The organism is Pseudomonas sp. TH34 (assembly GCF_016650865.1).
Taxonomy (GTDB): domain Bacteria; phylum Pseudomonadota; class Gammaproteobacteria; order Pseudomonadales; family Pseudomonadaceae; genus Aquipseudomonas; species Aquipseudomonas yamanorum.
Map to the genome: position 1 here is coordinate 38,916 of NZ_JAEKFB010000017.1, position 11,706 is coordinate 50,621.

11 protein-coding genes are annotated in these 11,706 nt (G+C 60.0%); 7 read left to right on the forward strand and 4 right to left on the reverse strand.

All coding sequences use genetic code 11. The features are described from left to right. Positions 1 to 10 precede the first annotated feature (10 nt). The 3 genes from efeB (at position 11) to JFU58_RS10355 (ending at position 2,785) form a co-directional block, all read left to right on the forward strand. Positions 11 to 1,318 (forward strand): iron uptake transporter deferrochelatase/peroxidase subunit, encoded by a 1,308-nt coding sequence (efeB, locus tag JFU58_RS10345; RefSeq protein WP_177026036.1) that lies wholly within the window; start codon positions 11 to 13, stop codon positions 1,316 to 1,318. Between the two features lie 27 nt (positions 1,319 to 1,345). Next, positions 1,346 to 2,164: an iron uptake system protein EfeO gene (gene efeO, locus JFU58_RS10350; protein WP_003218415.1), complete on the forward strand. Its 819-nt coding sequence runs from the start codon at positions 1,346 to 1,348 to the stop codon at positions 2,162 to 2,164. Positions 2,165 to 2,329: 165 nt separating this feature from the next. Then, the gene (locus JFU58_RS10355) at positions 2,330 to 2,785 is read left to right on the forward strand and encodes a hypothetical protein (protein WP_063029919.1); all 456 of its coding nucleotides are present in this window, start codon (positions 2,330 to 2,332) and stop codon (positions 2,783 to 2,785) included. Positions 2,786 to 2,878: 93 nt separating this feature from the next. On the opposite strand, the gene pssA is transcribed toward JFU58_RS10355, so the two are convergent. After that, the gene (pssA, locus tag JFU58_RS10360) at positions 2,879 to 4,222 is read right to left on the reverse strand and encodes a CDP-diacylglycerol--serine O-phosphatidyltransferase (protein ID WP_063029917.1); all 1,344 of its coding nucleotides are present in this window, start codon (positions 4,220 to 4,222) and stop codon (positions 2,879 to 2,881) included. A 126-nt stretch (positions 4,223 to 4,348) separates the two neighbouring features. Between pssA and JFU58_RS10365 the strand changes: the two genes are divergently transcribed. Both JFU58_RS10365 and JFU58_RS10370 read left to right on the forward strand, forming a co-directional pair. Next, positions 4,349 to 4,900, forward strand: a complete 552-nt coding sequence (locus JFU58_RS10365; RefSeq protein WP_063029915.1) for a TetR/AcrR family transcriptional regulator — start codon at positions 4,349 to 4,351, stop codon at positions 4,898 to 4,900. A gap of 36 nt (positions 4,901 to 4,936) precedes the next feature. Then, positions 4,937 to 5,416, forward strand: coding sequence for a nuclear transport factor 2 family protein (locus JFU58_RS10370; protein ID WP_201140541.1), 480 nt, complete (start codon positions 4,937 to 4,939; stop codon positions 5,414 to 5,416). A gap of 155 nt (positions 5,417 to 5,571) precedes the next feature. Here the strand turns inward: JFU58_RS10370 and JFU58_RS10375 are convergent, their stop codons facing one another. Continuing rightward, positions 5,572 to 6,732, reverse strand: a complete 1,161-nt coding sequence (locus tag JFU58_RS10375) for a PQQ-dependent sugar dehydrogenase (protein ID WP_201140542.1) — start codon at positions 6,730 to 6,732, stop codon at positions 5,572 to 5,574. Positions 6,733 to 6,762: 30 nt separating this feature from the next. Next, positions 6,763 to 7,083: a hypothetical protein gene (locus JFU58_RS10380; protein ID WP_093209691.1), complete on the reverse strand. Its 321-nt coding sequence runs from the start codon at positions 7,081 to 7,083 to the stop codon at positions 6,763 to 6,765. A gap of 198 nt (positions 7,084 to 7,281) precedes the next feature. Between JFU58_RS10380 and ku the strand changes: the two genes are divergently transcribed. Both ku and ligD read left to right on the forward strand, forming a co-directional pair. Next, on the forward strand, positions 7,282 to 8,148 hold the full coding sequence (ku, locus tag JFU58_RS10385; RefSeq protein ID WP_201140543.1) for a non-homologous end joining protein Ku: 867 nt from the start codon (positions 7,282 to 7,284) through the stop codon (positions 8,146 to 8,148). Then, entirely contained in the window at positions 8,129 to 10,627 is a 2,499-nt protein-coding gene (gene ligD / locus JFU58_RS10390; RefSeq protein ID WP_201140544.1) for a DNA ligase D, read from the forward strand. Before ku ends, ligD begins: the two co-directional genes overlap by 20 nt. Positions 10,628 to 10,645: 18 nt before the next feature. On the opposite strand, the gene lpxO is transcribed toward ligD, so the two are convergent. After that, positions 10,646 to 11,545, reverse strand: a complete 900-nt coding sequence (lpxO, locus tag JFU58_RS10395; protein ID WP_063033960.1) for a lipid A hydroxylase LpxO — start codon at positions 11,543 to 11,545, stop codon at positions 10,646 to 10,648. Between the last annotated feature and the right edge of the window lie 161 nt (positions 11,546 to 11,706).

The window sequence follows — 11,706 nt, forward strand, 5'->3', positions numbered from 1 at the left end:
GACCGTAGACATGAGTGATTCAGAACAGTTTTCATCCCAGCGTCGTCGTGTATTGCTGGGCATGGCCGCCACCGGCGCCGCGATTGCCGGCAGCAGCCTGAGCTGCCCGGCAATGGCCGCCAACGCGGCTGCACAAGTGACCACCGCGCCAAGCAGTGAAAAGACCCAGGACCACCACGATTTCCATGGCAAGCACCAGACCGGCATCGTCACCCCGCGCCCGGCCTGCGGCATGCTCGTGGCATTCGACGTATTGGCCAGCGACCGCGAGGACCTGGAGCGGCTGTTCCGCACCTTGAACGAGCGCATCGCGTTCCTGATGACCGGCGGCACCGTGGTGCAAGTCGACCCGAAACTGCCCCCCACCGACTCCGGCATTCTCGGCCCGGTGGTGACACCGGACAACCTGACCATCACCGTGTCGGTCGGCGAGTCGCTGTTCGACGAACGCTTCGGCCTGGCCGCAGCCAAGCCCAAGCGCCTGATCCGCATGGTGGGTTTCCCCAACGATGCGCTGGAACCGGCGCAGTGCCACGGCGACCTGAGCCTGCAGTTCAGCTCCAACACCCCGGACACCAATATCCACGCCCTGCGCGACATCGTGAAAAACCTGCCGGACCTGCTGCTGGTGCGCTGGAAACAGGAAGGCAGCGTGCCGCCCCAGGCCCCTGCCCGCCCTGGCGAGCCGGCGCAGAGCGCGCGCAACTTCCTCGGTTTTCGCGACGGCTCGGCCAACCCGAACTCCAACGACAACAAGGCGATGGACCAGATTGTGTGGGTACAGCCAGGCAGCGACGAACCGGCCTGGGCCGCCAATGGCAGCTACCAGGCGGTGCGGATCATCCGTAACTTCGTCGAACGCTGGGACCGCACGCCACTGCAAGAGCAAGAAAGCATCATTGGCCGGATCAAGACCAGTGGCGCGCCCATGGATGGCCAGAAAGAAACCCAGGTGCCGGACTACAGCAAGGACCCGGAAGGCAAGTTGACCAAGCTCGATGCCCACATCCGCCTGGCCAACCCGCGTACTGCACAGACCCAGGCCAACCTGATCCTGCGCCGGCCGTTCAACTACTCCAACGGCGTCAACAAAAACGGTCAGCTGGACATGGGGCTGTTGTTCATCTGCTACCAGGCTGACCTGGAGAAAGGCTTTATCAGCGTGCAAACCCGGCTCAATGGCGAGCCTCTGGAGGAATACCTGAAGCCGGTCGGCGGCGGTTATTTCTTCACCTTGCCAGGCGTCACCGGGGACAAGGATTTTATCGGGCGCACGCTGCTTGATGCGACACATCCACACACCACTGCCAAAACCTAAAACAAACCCCAGAGCGGAAATCGTCCCATGAAGAAGTCGTCTCTCGCATTGTCGTTGTTAATGAGCCTTTCGCCGCTGGCGGCCTTTGCCGCCACCGCGCCGCTGGACCTGGTAGGGCCGGTGTCGGACTACAAGATTTACGTCACCGAAGAAATCGGCGAGCTGGTCACCCAGACCCAGGCGTTCACCGACGCTGTGAAAAAAGGCGACCTGGCCACGGCCAAGAAACTGTACGCGCCAACCCGCGTTCACTATGAGTCCATCGAGCCGATCGCCGAGCTGTTCAGCGACCTCGACGCCTCCATCGACTCCCGTGTGGACGACCACGAGAAAGGCGTGAAAGCCGAAGACTTCACCGGCTTCCACCGCATCGAGTACAGCCTGTTCTCCGAGAACACCACCAAAGGCCTCGACGCCCTGGCGGACAAGCTCAACAGCGATGTACTGGACCTGAAAACCCGTGTGGACGGCCTGACCTTCCCGCCGGAAAAAGTTGTCGGTGGTGCTGCTGCCCTGCTGGAAGAAGTCGCCGCGACCAAGATCTCCGGTGAAGAAGATCGCTACAGCCACACCGACCTGTATGACTTCCAGGGCAACATCGACGGCGCGAAGAAAATCGTCGACCTGTTCCGTCCGCAGATCGAGAAGCAGGACAAGGCCTTCGTCGCCAAAGTCGACAAGAACTTCGCCACCGTGGACAAGATCCTGGCCAAGTACAAAACCAAGGATGGCGGTTTTGAAACCTATGACAAGGTCAAGGAAGCAGACCGTAAAGCCCTGGTTGGCCCGGTCAACACCCTGGCAGAAGACCTGTCCACCTTGCGTGGCAAGCTTGGCTTGAACTGATGCACCTCACTCGCGGGCCGTTCGTGCCCGCGAGTACTCCCGCTCCAGCGGTAGTGCCCAAGGGTATCTACCTGTGATTTCTGACAGTAGACAGGCTGAAGGTATTGGAATCTCATCGAACGGCGGGCCTGGATGAATAAGCCCGCTCAACCTTGAGGCAAAATCATGAGCAATGAACTGTACGATCTGACTACATTTGAAAATAAAAACTGGAACGACTGGACCGAGACCGTCCCAGGCACCACGAAGTTTGTGCAGCAAACGCCCAATGATCCGCTGGATTTTTATCTTTCATCCGACTTCGGAACGGGCAGTGCTATTCGCATACAAAAGCGTTTCCGCTTTACTGCGGGGCAGGAGTATTTACTCAACTTTCAGTTCAGATCAAAAACACCTGCTCGCCTCATCGTCAGGCTGGCGGAAGTTGAGCAATCATCCAGTCTTTTCCAACCGAGCAATAACTGGATTGGTGTCACAATTCCCCTTCCCACCGCGACAGAATCCGGCAACCAGTTAAATCTCAGAATCACTTTTCGATTTGAACTTCAAACGGACCAGGCCGACAAATTTGACCTTGATAATTTACTGGTCAGGCATGTCGACCACAAAGTCAAACAATAGATGCCTTCACATCCAGGCGGTCAGAGCCAGCTTGCAGTACCCAAACCAGCATGGCAGTGGCGCCCCGCAAAAATCGGAATGCATGCAACGGTGCTACAAGATCCGATACAACAACCGCTCGATCCGCACCCGGCTGACCCGACGCAAGAACTTGCCGACGGCCGCCGGGTACTCCACCAGTGTTTCCAGCTGCTGATAGCGCTCGATACGTGAGGTGTGCTGGAAAATCTCCGCCAGTTCAGTGCGCCGTGGCCCTACCCACTCACCCTTGGGATCATCGATGAGCAAGGCGTTTTCCAGGTCGAGGCGAAACGCTCGCGGGTTGATGTTGTTGCCGGTCAGCAAAGTGTAGCGCTGGTCGACCCACATGCCCTTGAGGTGGTAGGTATTGTCGCCGTCGCGCCACAGGTGCAGGTTCAACTGGCCGCTGTCGATCATGCGCTGATGGCGCTTGGCGAAGCGTCGCAGGCTGATTTCGTAGAGATACGGCAGCGCGGCGATAACCTTGAATGGCTCGCTCGGCGGAATGTAGAAGTCGTTGGCAGTCTTGTCGCCGACAATGATGTCGATCTTCACCCCGCGCGCCAGGGCGCGGTTGATTTCCCGGGTCACCGGCAGCGGCAGGTTGAAGTACGGCGTACAGATAGTCAGCTGGTGCTGGGCGCTGGCAATCAGCTCGCAGATCACCCGGCTCAGGGGGTTGTTCTTGCACACGCCCAACAGCGGGCTGACCGTCAGGTTGCCATTTGGCAACTGCCCCGCCGTGGTGTCATACACCGCGTGTTTCAGGCGACTGCGCAGGTCGCCGATGTCGTTGCGCAGGCTGCGGGTGGTGGGTGGGTTGGGCAGGTCCAGGCGATGCACCGCCTTGGCGGCTACCAGGCCGTGCTCCACCAGGTGCTGCATCGAGTCGGCCAGCGCCTTGTTGTGAATCAGGTGATAACGGTCGTAACGGTATTTGTCGAACTTGTGCAGGTACACGTTATTCAGGCTGGCGCCGCTGTACAGCACGCTGTCATCGATCACAAAGCCCTTGAGGTGCAGCACGCCGAACAGTTCACGGGTTTGCACCGGCACGCCATACACCGGCACTTCGGTGCTGTGGGACTCGGTCATGGCCTGGTACCAGGCGCTGTTGCCCGGTTGCTTGCCGGCGCCGATCAAACCACGCTGGGCCCGCAGCGAGTCGACCACCACCACGATATCCAGCCCGGGCCGGGCCGCCTTGGCCGCATGCAATGCGTCGTAGATCTCTTGTCCCGCCTCATCCTGCTGCAGGTATAACGCCACGATGTAAATGCGCTGGGTGGCCTGGGAAATTTTCTCCAGCAGGCAACGGCGGTACTCGGCGGCGCCGGACAGCACCTCGATCGCGTCGGGCGTGAGGGGAAAACCGCGCAGCTTGGGCAACAGGGAGCGTTTGAATAACGACGGCATAGGGCTCGCAATGGGTCGAATCCGAAGGACTCCAGAGCTTACACCATGGGCTGGCTCAGGTCTTCCCGCCGGCGGGTAAAAAATAATTAATTGACCAAGAAGAACGATCGTTCTACTGTAATTTACATGAACGATATCACTCGCGACATTATCCTCGACGTCACCGAAAAGTTGATCTACCGAAATGGCATCGCAGCCACCGGCATGGATCTTCTGGTGAAGACCGCCGGCGTCTCCAGAAAGAGCGTCTACCGCTACTTCGCCAACAAGGACGAACTGGTGATCGCCGCCCTTCAGCGCCGCGACGAGCGCTGGATGCACTGGCTGCGCAGCGAAGTGACACGCCACGCCACCACGGGCGAGCGCCTGTTGGGTGTGTTCAGTGCGCTGAAAACCTGGTTCGGCTCCGACGATTTTCGCGGCTGCGCCTTCATCAACACCAGCGGCGAGACCGGCGACCCGCAAGACCCGGTCCGCCTGCTGGCCAAGGCCCATAAACAGAAACTGTTCGAATACGCCCTCGAACTGTGTCAAGCACATGGCACCCCCGACCCGGAACGCCAGGCCGCGCACCTGCTGATCCTGATTGATGGCGCCATTACCGTTGCCCTGGTGATGGGCGACACCACCGCTGCCGATAATGCGCAAGCCATGGCGCGGATCTTATTGCAACTTTGACCCCACGTTCATTAGAACCCGTTCAGGAGCCGTCCGATGTCATCCAACCTAGAAATACGCCCGCCGGTGCCTCCATTCACCCGTGAATCAGCGATTGAGAAAGTTCGCCTGGCCGAAGACGGCTGGAATTCCCGAGACCCGCAACGAGTATCCCTGGCCTATACCCTGGATACTCAATGGCGCAACCGCGCCGAGTTCGCCCACAACCGCGAAGAAGCCAAAGCCTTCCTGACCCGCAAATGGGCCAAGGAACTGGATTATCGGTTGATCAAGGAGTTGTGGGCGTTTACCGGCAACCGCATTGCGGTGCGCTATGCCTATGAATGGCATGACGACTCCGGCAACTGGTTCCGCTCCTACGGCAACGAGAACTGGGAGTTTGACGAGAACGGCTTGATGGCGAACCGGTTTGCCTGCATCAACGACATGCCGATCAAGGAAAGCGAGCGCAAGTTCCACTGGCCGCTGGGGCGGCGTCCGGATGAGCATCCGGGGTTGTCGGAGCTTGGGTTGTAGGCTCGACGCTACCCAACTGTGGGAGCGGGCTTTTCTGTGGGAGCTGGCTTGCCTGCGATGCAGACACCTCGGTGTATCAGGCACACCCAGTTGACGCCATCGCAGCGATGCGGCGACCCGACAAGCCAGCTCCCATATAACCCCGGCGGTCTACGTCAGTCCTGGTTAAGGCCTACCCGATACAACACGCCGTTATCTTCATCCGTCAGCACATACAGGTAACCATCCGGCCCCTGACGCACATCACGGATCCGCGCTTTCAACCCCCCAAGCAATCGCTCTTCGTGGATGACCTTGTCCCCATCGAACTGCAAGCGAATCAGCTCCTGGCTCACCAGTGCACCAATAAAAACGTTGTGCTGCCAGGCCTTGAACCGGTCGGCGTCGTAGAACGCCATGCCACTCACGCCGGGGGATTTCTCCCAGACATGGTGCGGCGGCACTGTGCCTTCGGCGGTCTTGCCCTTGGCCTCGGGAATCGGCGTCAGGGAATAGTTGATGCCATGGGTCGCCAGCGGCCAGCCGTAGTTTTTTCCACGCTCGATAATGTTGATCTCATCCCCGCCACGCGGGCCGTGTTCGTTTTCCCAGAGTGTGCCGCTCCACGGGTTCAGTGCCGCACCCTGTGGGTTACGCTGGCCGTAGGACCAGATTTCCGGCCTCACGCCTTCCTGGCCCACGAAGGGGTTGTCTTCGGGTATACGGCCATCCGGGAAGATCCGCACGACTTTGCCTTGCAGCTTGTCGAGGTCCTGGGCGGTGGGGCGGTCGTTGTTTTCCCCCAGGGTCACGAACAGGTAACCATCGCGGTCAAACACCAGCCGTGAGCCGAAGTGGTTGCCCGTGGACAGCTTGGGCTCCTGGCGCAGGATCACCTTGAAGTCCTGCAGGCCAGTCAGGTCATCGCTCAAGCGCCCGCGCCCGACCGCAGTGCCGGCCGTGCCGTTCTTGCCACCGCCTTCGGCGTAGGACAGGTACACCAGGCGGTCCTCCTTGAAGTCGGGTGACAGCACCACGTCCAGCAAACCGCCCTGCCCTTTGGCAAACACTTGAGGCACGCCCGTCAGAGGCGCGGACAGCTTGCCGTCCGAGCTGACAAAGCGCAGGTTGCCGGGACGCTCGGTGACCAAGAAACCTTGCTTGTCCGGCAGGAACGCCACCGCCCACGGGTGATCCAGGCCCTTGGTAATCGGGGTGACGGTGATACTTCCCTGCTCGCTGGGGAACTGTTGGGTGTCGGCCGCCGAAACGGGCAGCGCCAGGGGCAGCAAGGCAGCGGCGCAGAAGGTCGCTAGAAGGGTTTTGCGTAGAAACATACGGTGGGTTTCCTTGTCGTCTTCACACACTCAATCGCCGCGATTGCCATTGGCGTCGCGGGTGGGAGCTTTGGGCTGGATGGCCGGCGGGGTCTGTGGGCCGTCACGGCGCTGGACGCTGTTGCCGATACCGCCGTTTTGCAGGGTCGGTGGCCGCTGCGCCGGTGGGATGTAGGTACCCCGCGCAGCAGGCGCGTTGGGCTGGGTGCCCTGCATGCTGTTGGGGTTGGCCTGATGAATCGGGCCGTTGTAGGGGTTGTTGCTGCTGCCAGGCAGGTTTTGTGCCTGTGCCAGCGAACTCAAGGCCAGGCCCATCGCCAATACCGCAAGGTGACGCAAACGGGTGTTCATGACAAAGCCTCTCTGGGCGCGAGTAATACGTGCTTTCGATAACACGCTACGCCTTGGGTTCGGCTTTGGTAACTAAATAGTTTCTCATCAGGTGTAACACGATCTGTCTGAAACCCCGGTGCCAGCCGGCTGGCCAGGGAAACTTTTGCCGAAACCGCCGTGTCACCTGAAGACCCCTACATCTTCAGGAAAACCGACATGCCAAGGGCTATCTGGAAAGGCGCAATCAGTTTTGGCTTGGTACACATCCCTGTATCGCTGGTCTCGGCCACGTCCTCCCAGGGCGTCGACTTCGACTGGCTGGACAAACGCAGCATGGACCCGGTGGGTTACAAGCGCATCAACAAGACCACCGGCAAGGAAGTCACCAAGGAGAATATCGTCAAGGGTGTGGCCTACGAGAAAGGTCGCTACGTGATCCTCAGCGAAGACGAAATCCGCTCGGCCCACCCCAAGTCCACCCAGACCATTGAAATCATCGCGTTTGTGGCCAGCGACCAGATTCCGCTGCAGAACATCGACACGCCCTACTTCCTGGCGCCCGACAAGCGCGGCGGCAAGGTCTATGCGCTGCTGCGGGAAACCCTGAAAAAAACCCGCAAGGTCGCCCTGGCCAACGTGGTGCTGCACACCAAGCAGCACCTGGCGGCACTGATGCCGTTGGAGTCGGCGCTGGTCTTGGTGATGCTGCGCTGGCCCGCTGAAGTGCGCGGCCTGGATGAGCTGGAACTGGGCAGTGACGTGACCAAACCGACCCTGGCCAAGGGCGAGCTGGACATGGCCAAGCGACTGGTGGAAGACATGAGCGCCGACTGGAAGCCCGAAGAATACCGCGACAGTTTCCAGGAAAAGATCATGGCGCTGGTGGCGAAGAAGGCCAAGGCCGGCAAGATCGAAGACGTGGAATCCAGCGAGGGTGAGGATGAGCGCAAATCAGCCGATGTAATCGACCTGACGGAACTGCTCAAGCGCAGCCTGGCAGGCAAGAGCCCGACGAAGAAGCCAGCCGCGAAAAAACTCGCAAGGCTTCATGAGGTAGACCGCCATGGCCAAGCCCCTGAGTGAATACAACGCCAAGCGCGACTTCGATGTAACCGCCGAACCTGCAGGCAGTGCGCCTCGCGGCAGGAGCCGGGCCCAGGCCTTGACCTTCGTGATTCAAAAGCACGATGCGCGCAACCTGCATTACGACTTTCGCCTGGAACTCGATGGCGTGCTCAAAAGCTGGGCGGTGCCCAAGGGCCCGAGCCTGGACCCGAGCCAGAAGCGCCTCGCGGTGCATGTGGAAGACCATCCATTGGGCTACGGCAGTTTCGAGGGCAGCATTCCCGCCGGCCAGTACGGCGCGGGGGACGTGATCGTCTGGGACCGCGGCGTGTGGCAGCCCCACGACGACCCGCGCAAAGCCTACACGGCGGGCAAGCTGAAATTCACCCTGATCGGCGAAAAGCTCGCCGGCGACTGGACATTGGTGCGCACGCGGCTCAAGGGCAGCGGCGATAAGGAGCAGTGGCTGTTGATCAAGGAGAACGATCAGCAGGCGCGCCCGTTGGCTGATTACGACGTGGTCCAGGCCGAGCCGAAAAGCGTGTTGAGCGATGCAATGGTGGGGCGCCCGAAAAAACCAGCTGCTGCGAAGAAAACCACGCGCAAATCCTCAACTGCCCTGCCCGATCAGCTCACCCCACAATTGGCGACGCTGGTGGACCGTGCACCGGACGGCGACTGGGTGTACGAGATCAAATTCGACGGCTACCGCATCCTCACGCGTATTCGTGACGGCGAGGTACGGCTATTCACTCGCAATGGTCATGACTGGACTGATCGGCTACCGCGCCAGGTCAAGGCCCTGGAGGCGCTTAAGCTCAAGGACAGTTGGCTCGACGGCGAGGTGGTCAGCTTGAACGCTGATGGGTTGCCGGACTTTCAGGCGTTGCAGAACGCCTTTGATATCGGTCGCAGCCTGGACATTGTCTATTATCTGTTTGATGCGCCGTTTCTGGAAGGTCGTGACCAGCGCGAGGTCGCCGTCGAAGAGCGGCGCGCCGCGCTGAAAAGCGTGCTGACCCGCAGCAGGAGCAAGCTGCTGCGCTTCTCCGAGTCCTTCGCCGCCAATCAGCGGGATATCTTCGAAAGCGCCTGTGACCTGGCGCTGGAGGGCGTGATCGGAAAACGTGCGGGCAGCCTGTACATCTCCAAGCGCAGCCCCGACTGGATCAAGCTCAAGTGCCGGCTGCGACAGGAATTCGTAATCGTCGGTTTCACCCGTCCGCAAGGTTCACGCAGTGGCTTTGGCGCACTGCTGCTGGCGGTCAATGACGACACCGGGCTGGTGTATGCCGGGCGCGTGGGTACCGGCTTTGATCAGGCCGCATTGAAGAAGATCAGTGAGCAGTTGAAAGCCTTGGAGCGCGATGCGTCACCACTGGCCAAACCGCTGACCAGCGCCCAGGCGCGTGGTGTGCACTGGGTCGAACCGCAGTTGGTAAGCGAAGTGCAATTCGCCGAATGGACTCGCGAAGGTGTGGTGCGCCAGGCGGCCTTTGTCGGGCTGCGTACCGACAAGCCGGCGGAGCAGATTGTTCATGAGCAGCCGCGGGCGGCCAAGTCGATGAAGGAAAAAACCCGTAAAAAGGCAACTGAGCCCGGTGCCGTGGTCGGGGTCAAGATCACCCATCCCGACCGAGTCATCGACACCCAAAGCGGTACACAGAAACTACAACTGGCGCAGTTCTACGAGGGCATCAGCGAATGGATCCTGCCCTTCTTGCGTAACCGTCCTGTGTCTTTGCTCAGGGCACCGGAAGGCATTGCGGGTGAACAGTTTTTTCAGAAGCACTCCGAACACCTGGCGATCCCGAATATCAAGCAACTGGATCAGGCCCTGGATCCGGGTCATGCGCGGCTGATGGAAATCGACAGGCCCGCCGCGCTGATCGGTGCGGTGCAAATGGGCACCGTCGAGTTGCACACTTGGGGCGCCACCGCGGACAAAATCGAAACCCCGGACCTGTTTGTGCTCGACCTTGACCCGGACCCGGCCCTGCCATGGAAAAGCATGCTTGAAGCGGCGCAACTAACTCTGTCGGTGCTGGATGAGCTGGGGCTTGAAGCGTTCGTCAAGACCAGCGGTGGCAAGGGCCTGCACCTGGTGATACCGCTGGCGCGCAAGGATGACTGGGATACGGTAAAGGCCTTCGCCAAGGCGATTGCCCAGTTCATGGCGCAGCAGTTGCCGGAGCGTTTTACCGCGACCTCAGGCCCGAAAAATCGCATCGGCAAGATCTTTATCGATTACCTGCGAAACGCCCGGGGCGCCAGTACGGTGGCGGCCTACTCGGTGCGCGCGCGGCCCGGCCTGCCGGTGTCGGTGCCGGTGAGTCGTGACGAGTTGAAGGGTTTGCACGGCGCCCAGCAATGGACCGTGGCCAACCTGCACGAGCGATTGCAGAATTTGAAGAAGGATCCGTGGGCGGGTTATGCCAATCGGCAGAAGATCAGCAAGAAGATGTGGGAGAAGCTGGGCGCGCATCCGCCAGGCTGATGCGCTCCCCGGCCAGGTTCAGATCAGGATGAAGATCAGCGCCAAACCGGCGAAGATCGCCCACTTCTCCAGGTAGTAGCGGGTGCGATTGCGCTTTTTCAGCTCTTTGCCCCGCAGACGGATCTTGTACAGGCGGGTAAAGGCACGATTCAGGCCACCGGTCTTGTCCCCGGCATCGTTGGGCGAGCCGGCCGCAGCCATTACGTTGCGGCTGAACCAACGGTTGAACGCCGCCGCCCAGCGATACTTCATCGGGCGTTCGATATCGCAGAACAGAATGATTCGGTTCTGCTCCGTAGTGTTTTCGGCGTAGTGGATGAAGGTCTCGTCAAACATCACCGGTTCGCCGTCGCGCCAATAATAGCTTTCACCGTCAACATTGATGTAGCAGCCCGGGTCATTCGGCGTGTCCAGGCCCAAGTGATAACGGTAGGAACCGGCATACGGATCGCGATGGCGTACCAACTTGGAACCCGGCGGCAGCTCGGCAAACATCGCGGCCTTGATCGACCCGATGCTTTGCACCAACTCAGTGGTGCGCGGGCACAGCTTCATCGCTGAAGGATGGCTGTCGCCGTACCACTTCAAATAGAAACGCTTCCAGCCCGACTTGAAGAACGAGTTGAATCCCACGTCGTTGTATTGGTCGGAACGCTTGATCTCGCCCGCACGCAGCAAGTTCTGGCCTTCCTGGCGGATCTCCTCCCAATGCTCCTGGAGCGGACTCAAGTCGGGAAAGTCGCTGGGAGCCAGGTACGGCCGGCTGGGCAGTTTGGAGAAGAGGTACAGAAAGCAGTTCACCGGAGCCAGGAAGGTCGAGTGATCGCTGAGCTGGCGGCCTAGCTTGTGCCGCACACGGCCACGCAGATGGACGTAGGCAATGGAGGCAACGTAGAGAGCAACAATGATGAGTTTCAAGGTATTCGTCACAAGTCAGAAGAGAACAGGCTGCTCCTGCGTGCCCACGACGGCCGAGGATTGAAGATGCAGCACCTGAAATCACAATTCACAAACAGGCAACACGACCGGCTGGGTGACAATCCGGTCATGGCCATTGGCAGCTATTTTAGCCACACTTT

What these genes read in the sequence shown, in the direction of transcription:
- efeB (WP_177026036.1), top strand. Translation starts at nt 11, where the DNA reads ATGAGTGATTCAGAACAGTTTTCATCCCAGCGTCGTCGTGTATTGCTG.
- efeO (WP_003218415.1), top strand. Translation starts at nt 1,346, where the DNA reads ATGAAGAAGTCGTCTCTCGCATTGTCGTTGTTAATGAGCCTTTCGCCG.
- JFU58_RS10355 (WP_063029919.1), top strand. Translation starts at nt 2,330, where the DNA reads ATGAGCAATGAACTGTACGATCTGACTACATTTGAAAATAAAAACTGG.
- pssA (WP_063029917.1), bottom strand. Translation starts at nt 4,222, where the DNA reads ATGCCGTCGTTATTCAAACGCTCCCTGTTGCCCAAGCTGCGCGGTTTT.
- JFU58_RS10365 (WP_063029915.1), top strand. Translation starts at nt 4,349, where the DNA reads ATGAACGATATCACTCGCGACATTATCCTCGACGTCACCGAAAAGTTG.
- JFU58_RS10370 (WP_201140541.1), top strand. Translation starts at nt 4,937, where the DNA reads ATGTCATCCAACCTAGAAATACGCCCGCCGGTGCCTCCATTCACCCGT.
- JFU58_RS10375 (WP_201140542.1), bottom strand. Translation starts at nt 6,732, where the DNA reads ATGTTTCTACGCAAAACCCTTCTAGCGACCTTCTGCGCCGCTGCCTTG.
- JFU58_RS10380 (WP_093209691.1), bottom strand. Translation starts at nt 7,083, where the DNA reads ATGAACACCCGTTTGCGTCACCTTGCGGTATTGGCGATGGGCCTGGCC.
- ku (WP_201140543.1), top strand. Translation starts at nt 7,282, where the DNA reads ATGCCAAGGGCTATCTGGAAAGGCGCAATCAGTTTTGGCTTGGTACAC.
- ligD (WP_201140544.1), top strand. Translation starts at nt 8,129, where the DNA reads ATGGCCAAGCCCCTGAGTGAATACAACGCCAAGCGCGACTTCGATGTA.